Origin of the sequence: Acinetobacter apis, assembly GCF_900197575.1 — a bacterium.
In the GTDB taxonomy this organism is placed as follows: Bacteria; Pseudomonadota; Gammaproteobacteria; order Pseudomonadales; family Moraxellaceae; genus Acinetobacter; species Acinetobacter apis.
On the sequence record NZ_FZLN01000001.1, the window covers coordinates 735,350 to 753,916 of the forward strand.

Here is an 18,567-nt window from a genome sequence, read left to right on the forward strand (position 1 = left end):
ATACCGTGCTGAAGTTAAATGAATCCAAGCTCATAACCATTGACTTGGATTCATAAATCGATTTATTGATGCTGCTGAAAAATCCAATCTTGAATACTATTGATATTATATGCAATACGCCATGTGTTTTTGTGCCCTTGACCACCTGCTGCACTGACGCCAGCTGGAATTACAGACCTTTTTTTAAATGTGGTGTAATAAATATTGCTGTTCGGGGATTGCTGCTGAATTTTCAAAGCATCAAGGCTTAATTGCTCAGATGATGCTGTACCATCTAATTCGCCTCGAGTCACTTTTGCGCCATGCTGTATTAAGTTTGATGTAATGGCATCCATTCCTGGATAGGCTTTATCATCATCTTGTGATACTAAAATCCAAAGTTTATGATCTGCCATTGGTGTGGTTTTTAATGCGTCCCATTGCCCTGCGACCAAAAATGAAGCGGCAAATAATTTTGGATAACGAATGTTTAAGTCAATACTGGTCATACAACCACCGGATTGACCTGTGGTATATAAACGTTTGCTGTCAATTGGATAACGCTTTTGCAAATCTTCAATTAAACGAACTGTAATGTCTGCATAGATTGAGGTTTGGTTATTGTCATTGGCTAGTGCTGCAGGATATTGTGGTGCAAGCACAAATGAGGCATGTTTTTTTTGTGCATCAGGAGATGCCCATGCAACCGCCCCTTTGCCTTGTGTGAGCGTGGCATATGGATTCGGCCCTGTAACACCCAAATCATGCATAAATAGAACCAAAGGCTGTTTTTTTTGGCTGTCTTGTTTTGGAATATATAAGTTATAATTTAACACAATACCTGTTTTTGGGTCTTTAAATTTAAATTGCTGAAAATCATCTACAATTAAATTACGTTGCAAACTGTTGGTAATTGGCTGATCTGATGCTGTAATGCTTTGCCCTGATGCCGCTTGAATGGCATTGCTTTGGCTAATAATCACGGATGCAGGGCTTAACGCTGGGCCTTTTGAATTATATGTTGCCGCATTGGTATCATTTGTATTTAATTCTAAAATCACATAATGACCATTTTGACCGGTTTTAGCTTGCGCTGCTGTATTATTTGCATATACACGGGTGATATTGCGATTGGCTACCACAAAATCACTGACCTTCAATGTATCATTTTTAATAGGTTGACGATATTCAATCGCAACAGCCGTTAATTTTTGACCATCACCAAATACTTCAGTAATTGCAGTGACAGAAGCAATTTTCTGATCATAAAACACTGCATTTTGCATTCTCATTTCACTGCCCCCTGCTTTATTATTATTGACGGGTATTTCTGCTGCATGTGTCAACGTAGCCACAGGAATCGCTAGTCCAATGGCCAACATCATGTTTAAATATTTATTATTCATTCACTTTCCTATTTTCAGTGTTGTTATTCATAGTATAAAAAAGACATGATTTAATGAATTCTTATCATATAAAATATATAAATTTAATATTATAGAACTAAAGCCGATGAAGTATATTTTAATTGACGAGTCAATTAATGGTCACACTTTAAGATGAGTGGGTTTATTGGCAATATAGATAGCTCAAGGGCATCATGTGCTTGTTTCTGCTATTCAAGATGTTAAGCAAATCGGTCTAAACTTTGATTTTATTGTTATTGGTGCAAGTGTTCATTGCCGTCGTTATTATCCTTAGTCTTAAAATATTCAATGTGAAATAAAAAAACGAGTGAATCACTTCACTCGCTTGTTTACACCTCTAGCAATTTTATTGTGCTTGATAAGGCTTGATTGGTGTGCCTTGAATCGCCGCTTTTACAACATTAAATACATCTGTGTTATCAATGTAATTACCATCGTTTAACTTAGTGTATTTAGCAAAGTTTGCATCTTTACCATGAATACGTTGAGCAAACAATTCAGAACCTGCACCTTTAGCCCAAAGTGGTACTAATGCATTTGAATGATCACCTGTTGGTCTAAAGGTGAAGTTTGGCATTTTTCCTTTGCCTTTATTTTCAATTGCTGCAAATGGAATCGTATTTGCATCTTTGCCCATTGGCATACCATTGTCATGATCTGTAGTCACAATGACTAATGTATCATTCCAATTACTGTTCTTTTCTACCCAATCAATGACAGACTGGACAGCATTATTAAAATCTTGTGTTTCTTCAACTAAGCGACCATATTCAGGTTCGCCTGTACACTTGCCATAACTCCATTGTGAGTTACATGCGCTGGTATGCGCTGACCAATCTGTTGCACCACCTTCGACCATCAAGAAGAATCCTTCTTTATTTTTGCTCAAGTGATTAATTGCACCTTTAGTCATCACACTTAATGTTGGTACTGTTTTCACATAAGCATCACCTGACGGCGTAGATTTGTCTTTACCTACAATTTCAACTTGGCGTGCTTGTTGTAATGTATTAGCAATTTCTGGTGATGCAAAGACAGGACCTGTATAGCTCTTGCTACCATTGGCTAAAGCGTTAAAGTCACTTTTGCTACGAATCACATTCCAACCATATTGGCTATTTTTAGGCGTTAAACGACCTGTTTGTAAATTACTCCAGTCTTGCTCTGAAATATAAGTATATTGTGATTTACTATCGCAGCCAGTTTTCGACTCATCAGCAACAATTTTTTCACAAGGTGTACCATTGATATTAAAACCAGGTGCCCCTGTGCCCATAATTAAATCTAAATGACCTTGCGATAACATTTGATGACCAATTGCATGGTAATTATTTCTTGAAATATTTTGTGCACCAAATGCTGCAGGTGTGGCATGAGAAAACGGAACTGTAGTAATCACACCTGTTGATTTACCTGCCGCTTTAGCCACTAAAGTGATAAATTCAATCGGCTGACCATAGTTATTATAATTGATTGCATTATTATAGGTTTTGGTCCCTGATGCCAAAGCCGTGCCTGCTGCAGCACTGTCTGTTGGCGTTTTAGATAAATATTCATAGCCTTTAAAAGGCAGTTTTGAATTATTGGTTGGTGTTACATCCCATGCTTGCTGAGGATCGTAATTAATCGCAGAGATCGAATTATTGGTTGGCTCTTTTGATGCATTCAATGGATAAGTTGACATGGCATATTTAGCAGGAAATTTTGCATAAGGCGCTTTTTGAATACCGCCATATTGCCAATCGGCAGTTGCTTGCCAAGTCCCTGGCCCTGCACCATCATTAATGAGGATGATGACATTTTTTGGCTGTGGTAAAGGTTTTGCTGTAGATGCTGAATGATTCAGATAGTGATGTGTACCACAACCTGTCAAAGCAATTGATAAAAAAAGCGCCGAAAATTTTAATTTAGTCATCATTGTATCAATATCAAATAGAAGCGTAATCTTTACTTTATATTAAAATATTATTTAATTTGTATGACAAAATCATCTTTAAAAAAATAAATCATTTTAAATCAAAAGATTATTTATTCTAATAATAAAAAATAAAAACAATTTCAGCTTATTCTTATTGGCTATTTATTTTGATTTATATACGTTTTTTTGAATTTGACGAAGTAGTCGATAACGAATAATGCCACTGATCGGGCGAATGAGATACCAATAAGGTCTGAACTTAGCTAATGACTTTGAGCTTAAGCATAAAATCCGAGTTTCCGTCGTAACATAAAAGTCTTTGTGGTCTTGATCAAGTTTAAAATATAACACTAATTTTGCATTATCAGGTGCTTTAAATGCTAAAAATGACTCTGCATCTGAAATCGGTATTTGTCCATAATCCTTTTTCCAAAACTGCCCAACTAACCCGAATGCAACTTCATGACTGGTTTGCTCAAGTAAAGTAAAGTTATTGAAACTAAAAGGTGGTTGAGAGATCAGTTGATCAGTACTAGAAAATAGCCGAGCAGGAATTTCTCTTAGGGCAATCGCCCATCGAAAGAAAAAATCATCTTCAGTTTGATAATTTAAAATTGCAGACATTATTTCTTCTGCAGTACCAACAACTTTTAGAAGGTGGATTTCTTTATAATGATAATTAGGTAAGTATTTTATATTTAATGACATTGAACCCGAACCACGTTAGCGCAATATCCTTCATATAATAGCATGAAATAGCGTTTTAAATAGGATAAGTATGCACGCTTTAAAATGCATTTAACCAAGTCAAATGTATTGCAATAAAAAAGCCCTAATTAAATTAGGGCTTTTTTGAATTTGGAGCGGAAAAGGAGACTCGAACTCCCGACCCCAACCTTGGCAAGGTTATGCTCTACCAACTGAGCTATTTCCGCATAGGTTGGGAATTATAGTGAATTATTTAGACTTGTCAAGCTATTTAATCTGCACGGCGCCAAACTGTGCCTTGTCGTGTATCTTCAAGGACAATACCTTGTGCCAATAACGCATCTCGAATTTGATCTGACTTGGCAAAATCTTTGGCTTTTTTTGCTGCAACACGATCTGCGATCAACTGCTCAATTTCGGCATCTGATATATTCAGCTGAGTTTGCCCGATGGATGACTTTAAAAAGTCGTCAATCCCATGTTGAAATAAGCCCAATACTTTTAATAAATGCGCTAAGGTATTGGCATAACGTGCTGCATCTTCTGCTGCATTATCTTTTACCGCGCGATTTAAATCATGTGAGATTTCAAATAATACCGCCAAAGCTTCAGGTGTATTAAAATCATCTCGCATTGCTTGGTTAAAACGTTCAATACTTGCTTCATCACCCATTATATTTGAATCAAGCGGGCCGAATGCCTGCTCATATGTATTTAATGAGTTATAAAAACGAGTGAGTGCTGTTTTTGCTTCTTTTAATGCAGCATCCGAAAAATTAATTGGGCTACGATAATGCGATGCTGTAATAAAATACCGAATAACTTCAGGGTGGAATTTTTCCATTACTTCACGGATGGTAAAGAAATTATCGAGTGACTTCGACATTTTTTCACCATCAATATTAACAAAACCTGCATGCATCCAATAGTTAACATATTGTTCACCTGTTGCAGCTTCGCTTTGCGCAATTTCATTTTCATGATGAGGAAAAGGTAAATCCCCGCCACCGCCATGAATATCAAAATGATTCGCTAAGCAGCAAGTCGACATTGCAGAACATTCAATATGCCAACCTGGACGACCATTGCCCCATGGTGAAGACCAAAATGGTTCGTTTGGTTTAGCTCGTTTCCATAATACAAAATCGAAAGGATGTTTTTTCTCGACATCCACATCAACACGCTCACTGGCACCTGCCTGCATGTCTTCTAATTTTCGACCGGATAAACGACCATACTTTTTAAATTGATTGACTTCAAAATAGACATCACCATTGGCTGCAGGATAGGCAGCACGATTGTCTACAAGCTGCCCAATCATAGTTTTCATTTCATCAATATAATCTGTTGCTTTTGGCGACTCATCTGGCTCAGCACAACCAAGCTTTTGAAAGTCTTCATTTAACGCAACAATAAAACGTTCAGTGAGTTCACCAATTGTTTCACCATTTTGGTGTGCACGCTCTATAATTTTGTCATCTATATCTGTGATATTTCGTACATATTTAACATTCCAACCTTGGCTACGTAAAAAGCGTACAATATAGTCAAATGCAACCACAGTGCGAGCATGTCCAATATGACAGTAATCATACACTGTCATGCCACATACATATAAATCGATATGGCCTTCTTTTAATGGAACAAATTCAACTTTTTTTCGTTGCTCTGTGTTATATAAGACAAATGATTGTGGTTGCATATTTAGATTTTAAATGACTTAAATAGGAAGATCATTCATCATAACTGATCCACTATTTTTCAAAAAGACTTTTAATAAATAAAAAAGATAAGTTTATGAAAAGTTATACATTTGAAAACATGTATCTACTGGTTCTATGTTAATATACAGGATACTTTTTTATGCGCTGAATATGCGGCATCTGCAATAAGCCCCCTGTTTTTGAGCTCTCTACCTATGTCAAATCCCTTAAAATTTAAACAAGTTGCCTTAGATACATTGAAAATCGAGCAACATGCACTTGATGTACTCGCAACACAAATTGATGACCGTTTTGTCAAAGCCTGTGAAATTATTTTGGCATGTCAAGGTCGTCTTGTGGTCACAGGTATGGGAAAATCTGGTCATATTGGGCGAAAAATGGCTGCAACATTTGCATCAACAGGAACACCCTCATTTTTTATGCACCCTGGTGAAGCAAGTCATGGCGACCTAGGTATGCTTGTTAAAGGTGATGTGGTCATTGCAATTTCAAACTCAGGCAAGAGCGATGAAATTATGATGCTTATGCCGTTAATTAAACATCTAAATATTCCTTTAATTACCATCAGTGCAACTGAACATGGTCCGATGCCACAGAATGCGGATGTTGCTCTCACTTTAGGTTTATCCCAAGAAGCTTGTCCTTTAGGGCTTGCACCAACTTCAAGTACAACAGCCACCTTGGCTCTTGGAGATGCACTTGCTGTCTCTTTACTCGATGCCCGTGGTTTTACATCAGATGACTTTGCACGTTCTCACCCAGCAGGTGCACTAGGTAAACGTCTATTATTATATGTAAAGCATCTAATGCATACAGATTTAGAACTACCAAAAGTATCGCCAAATACACCCATGCGTCAGGTTTTGTTTGAAATTACTGAAAAACGATTGGGTTTAACAACTGTTGTAGATGACAACGATGTACTCTTAGGTATTTTTACCGATGGTGACTTACGTCGACTGATTGATAAACAACAAGGTTTTGATGTGAATTTACCTGTTGCAGAAGTCATGATTAAAAATCCAAGCACTATATCTGCAGATGCACGTGCAGTTGAAGCGTTAGAACAATTACGAGACCGTAAAATTAATCAATTTGTCGTCACCAATGACCAAAAACAAGTGATTGGTGTTTTAAGTATGCATGATTTAATTCGTGCTGGAGTTGCATAATGGCTTCTTATGTTTTGTTAGAACAAGCACGCGATGTTCAAGCCCTTGTATTAGATGTAGATGGAATTTTAAGCGATGGTTTTGTGACCTTAACGAATAGCGGTGATGAAATAAAATCATTTGATATTCGTGATGGTCTAGGTATGAAGCTTGTTCAACAAGCTGGATTAAAAGTCATCATTATTACAGGGCGACAAAGCCATATTGTTCAAAAACGGATGACAGATTTAGGTGTAGATTTGGTCTTTCAAGGTCGTGAAGATAAAGGGACTGCACTGAAAGAAGCTTGTGCTCAACTGAATTTAACACCTCAAGACTGCTTATATATGGGTGATGATTGGCCGGATCTATCTGCTTTTTCCATTGCAGGCATGAAAGTTACTGTACCAAATGGTCATGTTGAAGTACGCCGTCGTGCGGACCTTGTTACCCAAGCTATGGGCGGACGCGGCGCAGTCAGGGAAATTTGTGATATGCTTTTACAAGCAAAAGGCGTGTATGACGAGCTCCTTGAAAAACACTTAACAACCCCACATTAATCACTTACTTGCTTTGCTGACCAACGACGCCTATGGAAACAAAAAATTTATATGCTGCTGCCCTTGTGATTGTAATGATAACAAGTGGTTACTACTATTTTAGTGGCAAAAGTAAAAAATTAGACGTAGATTCATCACGTAACATGACTTATGCAGCAGAGCAAGTTAAACTGACGCAGACAGACGAAAAAGGTGCAGTTTCTACACGGTCTTCTGTTGACCGAATTATACAAAACAAGCAAGATGCCACAACACAAATGTATAACCTATATGTGACAACATATACACAAGGCAAAGAAGATGGTACATACTCTGCCCCACGTGCAGATGGCTATAATGACAATGAAAAATTTGTACTTAGAGACCATGTTGTTGCGAACAAAGTAACGCCACAAGGTACCATGACATTAACGACAACTGAACTAACTGGCTATCCAAAAACTAAAATGGTTGAAACTGATCAAAAGGTTCAAGTTGAATCACCACAAAGCCAATTTGTAAGTCAAGGATTAAAGGCTGACCTAAATTCAGGGCAGTACGAGTTTTTTAATATTCGAGGAAAGTATGCTCCTACATCTTAAACGAGTTCGCCATCACGTATTGCTTAAACTTGCGATCGGCTCTTTAACCGTAATGACCGCAACAGCACATGCTTTGCCAAGTGATCGTAGTAAACCGATTTCATTAAATGCAGACAAAGCAACCTATAATGATAAAACAGGCTTTACCACCTATACAGGTAATGTTGTGATTGAACAAGGTACTATGAAGTTACAAGCTTCTGCTGTGACTGCACAATTAAATAAAGATCGTCAAATTAGTACCGTCACTGCCACAGGTAATCCTGCTCAGTTTCAGCAACAAACTGAAGCAAATAAAGGCTTAGCAAAAGGACAAGGACAACGCATTGTCTATAATGCAGACACTGGGATTATTGTATTAACAGGCAATGCAATGGTCACTCAAGATGGTGCAAGTGTTCGTGGTGGCTCTCTTCGTTATAGTATGAACAAAGGTGATATTGAAGCTGTAGGAAGCAATACTTCAGGCGGCTCAAGCAATAAAAACACAACCAATTCTGGCCGTGTACAAATTATTATTCCACCAAATAGCTCTAAAATAAGTCAAGGGGCTGTTAGTCCATGAGCCATACATTAACACCCCAAACTTTGCGAATTAAACATCTTGCTAAAAACTACAGCAAACGCTGGGTTGTTAAAGATGTTTCATTTGAAATGCAAAGCGGTCAAATTGTCGGCTTACTTGGACCAAATGGTGCAGGTAAAACCACAAGCTTTTACATGGTGGTCGGCTTAGTTCGAATGGATAAAGGTGAAATCTATTTAGATGACCAAGACTTATCGAATTACGCAATGCATGAACGCGCACGAAAAGGCTTAGGTTATTTACCACAAGAAGCATCTATTTTCCGTAAATTGACCATTGCTGAAAATATCATGGCAATTTTAGAAACACGTAAAGAACTGAGTAAAGCTGAGCGTGAACAGCGTTTAAAAGCATTGCTTGATGACTTTAAAATCAGTCATATCAAAGACTCTTTAGGTATGAGCGTGTCTGGTGGCGAGCGTCGCCGTGCAGAAATTGCACGTGCATTGGCTGCGGATCCCAAATTTATGCTGCTAGATGAGCCTTTCGCAGGGGTTGACCCAATTTCTGTTGGCGATATTAAAGATATTATCGAAAATCTAAAAAATCGTGGTATTGGGGTTTTAATTACCGATCATAACGTGCGTGAAACACTTGCGATATGTGAAAAAGCATATATTGTCAGTGAAGGCTCTGTGATTGCAGAAGGCACAGCAGACGAAATTTTAGCAAACTCTCAAGTTCGTGAAGTTTATCTTGGTGATAATTTTACTGTATAAATGAAATGAGGCTAAATTAAATCTAATTTAGCTTCGCTTTATACTGCTCATATAGAGTAACTAAGCCTGTGATTGCAATAAATACCATAACACTCCAAAACCATACAGGTATTACAAAGTAAAGCAATCCAATAATACTTAGCGTTGAAACACGCTGTATGTTTGTACCTGATTGCCACCATAACCGGACATGCTGACTAAATTGCAGTAAAATCGTTTTAGGTTTACTGTAAATTAACCAAGGGATATAAATCAATAATATTGCCAAGCAAATGGCTAAACCACTTAAAACCAAAGCAATTTGATTTATCCAACCAAACAATACGCCAATATGTAAATCGACTCCCCACCGCGTTAATCGAGCAGATAGTGGAAAATCTTTAAATTCTAATTTATCGACCACTTGTTTAGTATTCATATCAACAGCAATGGCATCCACCTGAATAGGCCATTGATGATTCATTTCTTGTACTGTCCATGCACGATTGATTTGGTCGCTAGGTTTAATTTGTAAACGGTGTGCTACTAAGCCATTTTCACGTGCAATCAATAAAATTTCATCAAAATTTTGCAAGTTCAAATTGGCCATAGGCCCTTTTAAATGCATTGTCGCTGCATGATGCTCTGCATGTGGATCTTGTTCGTTTGCCTGACTTTGATGAGATAAATTCGTTTGTAATGTTGGTGTATCACCATTAAACCAATGCCGAAATTGAGCAATGTTCCCCCCTGCCCAATTTGACCATGTCAGCCCTGTAATTGAAAAAAATAATAAAGCAGGTAAAAAAATCAAACCAATTAGTATATGCTTTTTGGTAGAAGAAGATCGCTGTATAACAAGTTGCTGATTTCTTTTTCTAAACCACTGTATCAGTCCCGTAAGTGCCAAAACACCCAACCAACTTGCCGCTAGCTCACTATAAATTCGACCATAATGACCAAGTAATAATTCTCGGTGTAACTGATCTAAAAAAGTCCGCATAGGCAAAACACCACTGGTTCCATATACAGCCAACTGACCTTGAGCATTCAAAGTGTATGGATTGATAAACACAGCCATCATTTTTTTTGCATGTTCATCATCCATATATAAAACACGCGTTGTTGCATTTGTATTTTCTGCTGGGCGTACAGCCATAATATGGGCAGTTTTGGGTAAAACGTCTTGCGCACGTTGAATCTGCACACTCAGTGCTTGTGGTTTAGCATTTGGTTGATGGTGTGCAATTAAAAAGTTTTTATAGAGCGTACGTTCAATCTGAGGCGTTAATCCGTATAAAACACCAGTGAATGCAGCAATTAAAATTAAAGGCGCAATTAAAATGCCAACATAAACATGAATGCATTTTAAACCATTGTCCCAAAATTGCTTATTCAACGCCATTTCACTCATGTATCTACTAACAAGTATCACATCATAGCAATTGCACCATCGATTTGCATTGTTTATCGCAGTATCACCAGCATCTATAAACCTTGTTTTATTTTTTAAATTGCTACAATAAAAAAAGAGCCCCTCAGGGCTCTTTTTTATTCTTCAGGTTATTAGTAACTATATTTCACACCAAATTGACCTTGGTAATTCGATTTGTTTGTGCTGTTTAGATAAGCAACATCTCCAAAGAACTTCCACTTCTTCGAGTCAGTCACATATTGACCATTAAGACCAATTGTCGCGTAGCCTTTCTTAAATTCAGGCGCCTTATAATTTATCTCAGCATTGGCAATGTTCGAACGAATGGTCACATCACCTAAGTCTCTTGATAAGCTTTGGCTATATTCTGTAAAACCACCAAACTTAAAGTTATCACTCACTGTCAGTAATGCATTTAAACCCACTTTTACACGTGTATCATGTGAATCAATCTTATCAACTGCTAAACCATAACGGTTGGTTTCATACACAGCACCTTGGTTTACAAATGAACTGCCTAAACCAAGATATGGTGTTACTGATAATGCTTGACTAGGTTGTAAAACATAACCCAATTCACCATACACACCATAAGTTGTGATATTGCCTAATGATGTTGCTGACGTTGAAGATACTCCGGTTTGAATCGTACGATCAAACTTGCTGTCTCCACGACCATAATAAGCATTTCCTGATACATACCACTGATCAAGTGTGTATTTACCATAAGCACCACCAAAGATCATATCAACTTTGTTTTTATCACCATTCAAGCTGAATCTTGATGAATCCTTGTATTGTGAAACATAACCACCAAGTAAGAAGTCTGAGTTGATAAAGCGGTCTATACCTGCTGTAACTGTGGTAATGCTTGAGTCAACCGTATCCCAACCCGATGCACCATTTTGATTATTTAAGTATTGTGTATTGGCCCAAACACCTGATTCTGCATCAGTTACATAAGCGGTTCTTCTTGCAATTGAATCATTCACCATCGCTTGGTTTTGCAGTAATACAGCAGGCGTTTCAGCAAATATAGAACCTGAGTTACTGTTTAAAATAGATTGCACTTGTGCACTACTTGTCACTGACTGTAGCCCAGTCATATATTTCACAGCATCAGTGTCGATATTGCCTGCGGCATAATCACTTTGAGCAGTCGAAGCAAGCTGGTTTACCATTGTTCCAGCCGGTGTGCTTACTCCTCCTGCAATAGTACCCAAGACTTGTGCATCAGCAAGTCCAATATTTACAATGACAGAATTAGTATTGTATTGAACTCCATCAAGTCTTAAAAATGGTGATTGGGTGGTGACCTTATCAAATTGCCCTGTCACAGATTGTGTTGCATCAATAACTGTATGATTACCCACAGTAATGAATTTGTCATTATTAGAGTAAATTTCAAGTCCGCCACCAAGTAACTCAGCGGTATTTACTTTTAATAGATGATCTAACTCATACCACAGTGAGCCTGTTACGCTTTGTACATATTGCCCAACAAAAAGCTCACCGGCTTGTGTTGTCAGTATTCCTCGGTTATCAATTGATGCAAATGACACATAAAATGGCGTATTAACTTTTGCAAAACCGCCTTTATCTAATACATCTTCAGCACTCGAGACAATTGCATCTTTCTCAATGATCACATTTGATTTTAATTGTCCATATAAAGAAAACTCGCCTTCTTTAACAATTGTATCACCAGTATAAGTTTGTTCTCCAATTAAGCTTAAACGCTTATCTCCTCTTTTGGTTAGACCACCATCACCTTTAATATCATTCGAGAATATAGAATCGGTGGTGACATTCGCATCAAAGGTATCACCAAATAGTTTATAAAAGCCGCCTACACCATGGCGTGCTTTATCTAAATTATAATAGCCCCACCCTGTGGTAGTGTTATATGGATGGTTTTCATCAAAAACAGAACCATCATCAAGATAATCTGCAGTCGTTAGTATTGTTTGACGTACTTGATCATTTGTCATCCAAGAATAGGTATACCAAACCCATGCTGCTGTTGCTGTAATTTGCGGTGCAGCAAAAGAAGTACCTAGTAATTGAGCAGTTTTGCTATCAGGTTGAGAATCTACATGAATTGGTTTAGTCACAAAATCCCCAGCTAAACACCAACGTGCAGCACTTCCACAAGCATTAGAACCATCTTCGTAAAGATTTTTATCATTATCAACACCTGCAACAACCAACCATCCTTTTTCTAAAGTCGGATACATAGTTGGCATTAACGATTGTGGTGATGGTTCTACAGTATAATCATTACCTGCTGCAAAAACAATCAATCCATTATTATCTACAACAAGCTGAGCAAAACGCGTCTCGTTACTATTAGCATCAGGAATTGCTCCTCCAGGACTAGAGCCCCATGATGCATTAAATAAATTAACTTGATATTGTGTCTGCATATATCTCATTGAGAAAAAGTTTAAATCAGATCGACTGCGGCCTTGGGCATCTGTCACTTGCGCTGCATAGATTTGTGCAATGTCTTTTGCAATTCCACGAGTTGAGCCATGAGTGTCTTTGCCGGCAATGACTTGTGAAACGTAACTTCCATGATCATTAGTCGCAATATCTTGTGTATCAATATCAGCATCTGTCAGATCTAGAGCTCTAACATTACCTCTTGAATCTACTGAGTATCTAGTAACATTCTTTACATTTTCTTTTAACATCTCCCTAGTCATTGCACCTGAATCAACAACACCCACTTTAATTGGAAACTGATCTGGCGTCGGTGCTGGTGCAACAGGTTCAGGTGTTGGAGCAACAGGTTCAGGCGCTGGTGTTGGTGCAACAGGCTCAGGTGTTGGCGCAACAGGTTCAGGCGCCGGTGTTGGCGTAACAGGTTCAGGGGCCGGTGTTGGCGCAACAGGCTCAGGTGCCGGTGTTGGTGCAACAGGTTCAGGCGCCGGTGTTGGAGCAACAGGTTCAGGCGCCGGTGTTGGTGCAACAGGTTCAGGAGCCGGTGTTGGAGCAACAGGTTCAGGCGCTGGTGTTGGTGCAACAGGCTCAGGGCAGGTGTTGGCGCAACAGGTTCAGGCGCCGGTGTTGGCGCAACAGGTTCAGGCGTTGGTGCCGGTGCAACAGGCTCAGGAGCCGGTGTTGGTGTTGGTGTAACAGGTTCAGGCGCAGGTGTCGGTGCAACAGGCTCAGGTGCCGGTGTTGGTGCAACAGGCTCAGGGGCCGGTGTTGGAGCAACAGGTTCAGGCGCCGGTGTTGGAGCAACAGGTTCAGGCGCCGGTGTTGGAGCAACAGGCTCAGGGGCCGGTGTTGGTGCAACAGGCTCAGGCGCAGGTGTTGGTGCAACCGGTTCAGGGGCTGGTGTTGGTGCAACAGGTTCAGGTGCTGGTGTCGGTGCAACAGGTTCAGGTGCAGGTGTTGGTGCAACAGGTTTTACAGGAATTATTGACGTTCTTAAATTTGTATTATTTGTATCAACATTACATGCGCTAAGCAAAACCGATGTAACAGCAATTGCAATCAATGATTTATTGAAATTAACAACCTGCATCAAAGTCCCCAAAAAAATAGTTTTGTACTAAAATAGTATCATATCTATTTAAATATGTATTATATTTTTTATTTAACTTATAAATATTGAACCAATTCACATAAAAAAGAGCCCCTCAGGGCTCTTTTTTATTCTTCAGGTTATTAGTAACTATATTTCACACCAAATTGACCTTGGTAATTCGATTTGTTTGTGCTGTTTAGATAAGCAACATCTCCAAAGAACTTCCACTTCTTCGAGTCAGTCACATATTGACCATTAAGACCAATTGTCGCGTAGCCTTTCTTAAATTCAGGCGCCTTATAATTTATCTCAGCATTGGCAATGTTCGAACGAATGGTCACATCACCTAAGTCTCTTGATAAGCTTTGGCTATATTCTGTAAAACCACCAAACTTAAAGTTATCACTCACTGTCAGTAATGCATTTAAACCCACTTTTACACGTGTATCATGTGAATCAATCTTATCAACTGCTAAACCATAACGGTTGGTTTCATACACAGCACCTTGGTTTACAAATGAACTGCCTAAACCAAGATATGGTGTTACTGATAATGCTTGACTAGGTTGTAAAACATAACCCAATTCACCATACACACCATAAGTTGTGATATTGCCTAATGATGTTGCTGACGTTGAAGATACTCCGGTTTGAATCGTACGATCAAACTTGCTGTCTCCACGACCATAATAAGCATTTCCTGATACATACCACTGATCAAGTGTGTATTTACCATAAGCACCACCAAAGATCATATCAACTTTGTTTTTATCACCATTCAAGCTGAATCTTGATGAATCCTTGTATTGTGAAACATAACCACCAAGTAAGAAGTCTGAGTTGATAAAGCGGTCTATACCTGCTGTAACTGTGGTAATGCTTGAGTCAACCGTATCCCAACCCGATGCACCATTTTGATTATTTAAGTATTGTGTATTGGCCCAAACACCTGATTCTGCATCAGTTACATAAGCGGTTCTTCTTGCAATTGAATCATTCACCATCGCTTGGTTTTGCAGTAATACAGCAGGCGTTTCAGCAAATATAGAACCTGAGTTACTGTTTAAAATAGATTGCACTTGTGCACTACTTGTCACTGACTGTAGCCCAGTCATATATTTCACAGCATCAGTGTCGATATTGCCTGCGGCATAATCACTTTGAGCAGTCGAAGCAAGCTGGTTTACCATTGTTCCAGCCGGTGTGCTTACTCCTCCTGCAATAGTACCCAAGACTTGTGCATCAGCAAGTCCGATATCAACAACAACAGATTTTGCATTGTATGATGTATTCTTTACAACAAGGAAAGGGGAAGCTGAATCCACGCTATCAAACTGCCCTGTCACAGATTGTGTTGCATCAATGACTGTATGATTACCTGTAGTCACAAAATTTTGATCTTCTGAATATACACTCAGCTCGCCACCAAGTAATTCAGCGGTATTTACTTTTAAAAGTCGATCTAACTCATACCATAATGCGCCTGTTTTTCTTTGTATATATCGACCAACAGACAGCTCACCATTTGCTGTGACTAAAAGACCACTATTATCAATAGCGTTAAAATTCACATAAAATGGTGTATCTTTTCTATTAGAAAAATCAAAAAAATCTTTGGCACTTGAAACAACCCCTTCAGTTTCAATTACTACATTAGATGCCATTTTTCCGTATAACGCAAACAGCCCCTCTTTGATGATGGTATCGCCGGTATAAGTATTTTCACCAATAGACACTAAAATCCCAGACCCACGCTTGGTGAGACCACCATCCCCTTTAATATTATTAGAGAATATAGCGTTTTCAGTTACATTCGCATCAAAAGTACTTCCAAAAACCTTATAAAACCCACCAGGCCCACGAATGGCTTTATCTAAATTATAATAGCCCCATCCTGCGGTTTTATTGTATGGATTGTTTTTGTCAAAAACAGAACCATCATCAAGATAATCTGCGGTCGTTAGTATTGTTTGACGGACCTGATCGTTCGTCATCCAAGAATAAGTTTGCCAAACCCATGCTGCTGTTGCAGTGATTTGTGGTGCTGCAAAAGAAGTGCCTGTTAATTGAGCAGTTTGGTTGGCTGGCATTGAGTCAACATGGAAGTCTTTCGTTGTAAAATCACCAACCAAGCACCAACGAGCAGCTGAACCACATCGATTTGACCCTGACATGTATTCACCATTTTCACCGGAATCAATCCCTGCAACAACTAACCATCCTTTTTCTAAAGATGAATTAACCATTGGCATTAATGATTCTGGCGAAGGCTGATTTCGACCGTCATTACCTGCTGCTAATACAATTAATCCACCATTATTTACTACATTTTGAGCATAGAAATCTTCAGTACTACCTTTTCTGATTGCCGGGCTACCTGAAGCAATACCTGACGATAAATTAAACAAATTTACGCTATATCTTTTTTGTAGATCATACATCGCAAAAAAGTTTAATCCACTGTTACTGACACCATCTGCATCTGTAGTCTGTGCTGCATAAATTTGTGCAATGTCTTTTGCTATTCCACGAGTTGAACCATGTGTGTCTTTACCAGCAATCACCTGTGATACGTAACTTCCATGATCGCTATCACCAATATCTTGCTGATCAATGTCTGCATTCATTAAACTTTTAACTGTAACAATGTTACCTGATTCATTCAATTCGTATCGAGAAACATCCTTCACATTTTCTTTCAACATTTCCTTAGTCATTGCACCTGTATCAATAACTCCAATCTTAATCGGATATTGATCTGGTGTTGGTGCAGGCGTAGGTGTCGGTGCAACCGGTGTTGGTTCAGGCGCAGGTGTTGGCGAAACCGGTGTTGGTTCAGGCGCAGGCGTCGGTACAACTGGTGTTGGTTCAGGCGCAGGTGTTGGTGCAACTGGTGTTGGTTCAGGCGCAGGCGTTGGTGCAACTGGTGTTGGTTCAGGCGCAGGCGTTGGTGCAACCGGTGTTGGTTCAGGCGCAGGCGTTGGTGCAACCGGTGTTGGTTCAGGCGCAGGTGTTGGTGCAACCGGTGTTGGTTCAGGCGCAGGTGTTGGTGCAACTGGTGTTGGTTCAGGCGCAGGCGTTGGTGCAACCGGTGTTGGTTCAGGCGCAGGTGTTGGTGCAACTGGTGTTGGTTCAGGCGCAGGTGTTGGTGCAACTGGTGTTGGTTCAGGCGCAGGCGTTGGTGCAACCGGTGTTAGCTCAGGCGCAGGCGTTGGCGCAACCGGTGTTGGTTCAGGTGCAGGTGTTGGTGCAACCGGTGTTGGTTCAGGCGCAGGCGTTGGTGCAACCGGTGTTAGCTCAGGCGCAGGCGTTGGCGCAACCGGTGTTGGTTCAGGCGCAGGTGTTGGTGCAACTGGTGTTGGTTCAGGCGCAGGCGTTGGTGCAATTGGTGTTGGTTCTGGCGCAGGCGCTGGTGCAACCGGTGTTGGTTCAGGTGCAGGTGTCGGTGCAACTGGTGTTGGTTCTGGCGCAGGCGCTGGTGCAACCGGTGTTGGTTCAGGTGCAGGTGTCGGTGCAACTGGTGTTGGTTCTGGCGTAGGTGTTGGCGCAACTGGTGTTGGTTCTGGCGCAGGTGTTGGTGCAACCGGTGTTGGTTCAGGTGCAGGCGTTGGTGCAACTGGTGTTGGTGTTGGTGCAACTGGTGTTGGTTCAGGCGCAGGCGTTGGTGCAACTGGTGCTGTAACGGTTGGCGTTGTGACAGTTGGACTAACAGGAATAACAGATGTACTTGGATTTGAATTAACTGTATCAACATTACATGCTGATAATAATACTGACGTCACGGCAACCGCAACCAATGACTTGTTAAAGTGGATACCGTGCATTAAAACCCCCCAAGGTTTAAAATCAATCCGATCTAGTACGACAGACACTCAAGAAGTGACAAATTAATCACCAAAAATTAGGAGTGCAAATCTTCACTAAATCGTTCAAAAAATAACTTTACAAAAAACATCATAATATTTAATTAGTCTACATTATTTATACTCAAATTATCAATTTTTAACATAGTGTAAAGTCATAAATAGGCAGAGAATTCTTGAGGAAAAAGATGATACACAAAAAGTAATTTAATAAATCTGTTTTTTATCTGATAGATATCTTCGTTAACAAAAACTTATATAGCTCAAATTAAATTTGTTACTGGATTATTTATACATATTTATCTTTCCATACAGTATGCTATTTATTATATTTTTAAGACTTAATTCCTATATCATATACTTCTTTTAGAACCATCCCTATCTTTAACTGCTTAAAGT

The 18,567-nt window shown here is 39.4% G+C and carries 13 protein-coding genes and 1 tRNA gene; 6 read left to right on the forward strand and 8 right to left on the reverse strand.

Annotation, left to right across the window (positions count from 1 at the left end; translation table 11 throughout):
- Nucleotides 1-62 precede the first annotated feature (62 nt).
- The 5 genes from CFY84_RS03415 to cysS form a co-directional block, all read right to left on the reverse strand.
- Nucleotides 63-1,385 carry a hypothetical protein gene (locus tag CFY84_RS03415; RefSeq protein ID WP_088822789.1) on the reverse strand — a complete coding sequence of 441 codons (1,323 nt, stop codon included), beginning with the start codon at nucleotides 1,383-1,385 and terminating at the stop codon, nucleotides 63-65.
- 367 nt (nucleotides 1,386-1,752) lie between these two features.
- Nucleotides 1,753-3,321, reverse strand: a complete 1,569-nt coding sequence (locus tag CFY84_RS03420; protein WP_213062817.1) for an alkaline phosphatase — start codon at nucleotides 3,319-3,321, stop codon at nucleotides 1,753-1,755.
- A gap of 165 nt (nucleotides 3,322-3,486) precedes the next feature.
- The gene (locus tag CFY84_RS03425) at nucleotides 3,487-4,032 is read right to left on the reverse strand and encodes a hypothetical protein (protein WP_088822791.1); all 546 of its coding nucleotides are present in this window, start codon (nucleotides 4,030-4,032) and stop codon (nucleotides 3,487-3,489) included.
- 151 nt (nucleotides 4,033-4,183) lie between these two features.
- Nucleotides 4,184-4,259, reverse strand: a tRNA-Gly gene (locus CFY84_RS03430).
- A 44-nt stretch (nucleotides 4,260-4,303) separates the two neighbouring features.
- Nucleotides 4,304-5,734 (reverse strand): cysteine--tRNA ligase, encoded by a 1,431-nt coding sequence (gene cysS / locus CFY84_RS03435; RefSeq protein WP_088822792.1) that lies wholly within the window; start codon nucleotides 5,732-5,734, stop codon nucleotides 4,304-4,306.
- Nucleotides 5,735-5,950: 216 nt separating this feature from the next.
- Here cysS and CFY84_RS03440 point away from each other — a divergent pair, with 216 nt between their 5' ends.
- Genes CFY84_RS03440 through lptB form a run of 5 tightly spaced genes read left to right on the forward strand, consistent with a single transcriptional unit; the run spans nucleotide 5,951 to nucleotide 9,353 of the window.
- The gene (locus CFY84_RS03440; protein ID WP_088822793.1) at nucleotides 5,951-6,928 is read left to right on the forward strand and encodes a KpsF/GutQ family sugar-phosphate isomerase; all 978 of its coding nucleotides are present in this window, start codon (nucleotides 5,951-5,953) and stop codon (nucleotides 6,926-6,928) included.
- Nucleotides 6,928-7,467, forward strand: a complete 540-nt coding sequence (locus tag CFY84_RS03445) for a KdsC family phosphatase (protein WP_088822794.1) — start codon at nucleotides 6,928-6,930, stop codon at nucleotides 7,465-7,467. The genes CFY84_RS03440 and CFY84_RS03445 overlap by 1 nt, the downstream gene beginning before the upstream one ends.
- Nucleotides 7,468-7,499: 32 nt before the next feature.
- Nucleotides 7,500-8,048 carry an LPS export ABC transporter periplasmic protein LptC gene (gene lptC, locus CFY84_RS03450; protein WP_088822795.1) on the forward strand — a complete coding sequence of 183 codons (549 nt, stop codon included), beginning with the start codon at nucleotides 7,500-7,502 and terminating at the stop codon, nucleotides 8,046-8,048.
- Nucleotides 8,032-8,613 (forward strand): lipopolysaccharide transport periplasmic protein LptA, encoded by a 582-nt coding sequence (gene lptA / locus CFY84_RS03455; RefSeq protein ID WP_088822796.1) that lies wholly within the window; start codon nucleotides 8,032-8,034, stop codon nucleotides 8,611-8,613. The genes lptC and lptA overlap by 17 nt, the downstream gene beginning before the upstream one ends.
- The gene (lptB, locus tag CFY84_RS03460; protein WP_088822797.1) at nucleotides 8,610-9,353 is read left to right on the forward strand and encodes an LPS export ABC transporter ATP-binding protein; all 744 of its coding nucleotides are present in this window, start codon (nucleotides 8,610-8,612) and stop codon (nucleotides 9,351-9,353) included. Before lptA ends, lptB begins: the two co-directional genes overlap by 4 nt.
- A gap of 22 nt (nucleotides 9,354-9,375) precedes the next feature.
- Here lptB and CFY84_RS03465 read toward each other — a convergent pair whose 3' ends face one another.
- Together CFY84_RS03465 and CFY84_RS03470 are read right to left on the reverse strand one after the other, a co-directional pair.
- A complete protein-coding gene (locus CFY84_RS03465) occupies nucleotides 9,376-10,737 on the reverse strand; it encodes a PepSY-associated TM helix domain-containing protein (RefSeq protein ID WP_228149584.1) in 1,362 nt (453 codons plus the stop codon).
- A 161-nt stretch (nucleotides 10,738-10,898) separates the two neighbouring features.
- Nucleotides 10,899-13,499 carry an autotransporter domain-containing protein gene (locus CFY84_RS03470; RefSeq protein ID WP_228149585.1) on the reverse strand — a complete coding sequence of 867 codons (2,601 nt, stop codon included), beginning with the start codon at nucleotides 13,497-13,499 and terminating at the stop codon, nucleotides 10,899-10,901.
- Nucleotides 13,500-13,929: 430 nt separating this feature from the next.
- On the opposite strand from CFY84_RS03470, the gene CFY84_RS11260 reads away from it, so the two are divergent.
- Nucleotides 13,930-14,244, forward strand: coding sequence for a hypothetical protein (locus CFY84_RS11260; RefSeq protein ID WP_171289026.1), 315 nt, complete (start codon nucleotides 13,930-13,932; stop codon nucleotides 14,242-14,244).
- 201 nt (nucleotides 14,245-14,445) lie between these two features.
- Here CFY84_RS11260 and CFY84_RS03485 read toward each other — a convergent pair whose 3' ends face one another.
- Nucleotides 14,446-18,177, reverse strand: a complete 3,732-nt coding sequence (locus CFY84_RS03485) for an autotransporter domain-containing protein (RefSeq protein ID WP_171289027.1) — start codon at nucleotides 18,175-18,177, stop codon at nucleotides 14,446-14,448.
- Nucleotides 18,178-18,567: the final 390 nt, after the last annotated feature.